The sequence below is a fragment of the Vibrio sp. 10N.222.48.A3 genome, assembly GCF_041475345.1.
Lineage (GTDB): Bacteria > Pseudomonadota > Gammaproteobacteria > Enterobacterales > Vibrionaceae > Vibrio > Vibrio tasmaniensis_A.
The window spans coordinates 1-499 of record NZ_JBFRVX010000532.1; the positions used below are offsets into that span (position 1 = coordinate 1).

General features: G+C 38.5%; 1 pseudogene. It reads left to right on the plus strand.

Annotated elements, in window-relative coordinates:
* A pseudogene (locus tag AB4653_RS15415) lies at positions 1-256 on the plus strand (hypothetical protein); the annotation flags it as partial.
* Positions 257-499: the final 243 nt, after the last annotated feature.

Here is a 499-nt window from a genome sequence, read left to right on the forward strand (position 1 = left end):
GCAGCAGAAACGTCAGCTGCACACGATATTCCATGAGTTAAAAAAACAGAAAAATGACAACAGCCTGAACAATTTACAAGTAGCCTGCGCTCTATTTGGGTATACACCTAGCTCAATTCCGAATCAAAAAAGCATTAAAATTCGATATAAACAGCTATCCAAAATCTACCACCCAGATGGTTACGGGTGTGACGAAGAGATGAAACGTTTGAACAATTCGCTAAAAACCATCCTTAAGAGTGTTACAAAAACGTAAACAACCAAGCAAACTCGATTTCCAAAGTCGCAAAGATATCGATTTTATTAGTACTGCAATCGATCCCCCTCTCAAAAACAGGTAACAAACTATTAACTAATGAGTCTTACTTGTGTCATAATTTGCGCCGAAAATACACCTGACTTAAACAGGTGAGGAGAGAATATGTTCACAATAGAAGGCGTTTGTGATTGGTGCAAAAAGCCAAGCCTAGTTAAAAAGCACGACTACCTAGATGGTAAG